This is a genomic window from Mesorhizobium sp. M1A.T.Ca.IN.004.03.1.1, from assembly GCF_003997555.1.
Lineage (GTDB): Bacteria > Pseudomonadota > Alphaproteobacteria > Rhizobiales > Rhizobiaceae > Mesorhizobium.
In genome coordinates this window covers 1-229 of record NZ_RZTV01001225.1, presented here as the reverse complement: position 1 = coordinate 229, position 229 = coordinate 1, and the positions used below count along the sequence as shown (strand labels likewise).

The following is a 229-nucleotide window of genomic DNA, read 5'->3' as shown; positions in this document are numbered from 1 at the left end:
TGCGATGCGTGCGAGCCTGGTCTATAACAGTCGCGTCAAGTACGATGACCTGTCCGGGACCGTCGATCTCCGTCAGGTTCCGGTGGTGCCGTTATACGGGGGCTTAGTCACACCTGTTTCCGGCTCCGCCGAAGCGCCGGATTCGCTGGAGTTGAAGCTGCAAAGCGGAATCGCTCCGGATTGGCTTGCATTCGGATCGGTTAAATGGACGAATTGGAGCGTGCTGCAG

1 pseudogene is annotated in these 229 nt (G+C 58.5%); it reads left to right on the top strand.

The features are described 5' to 3' along the window. Window positions 1-229: pseudogene (locus EOD29_RS35595) on the top strand (transporter); the annotation flags it as partial.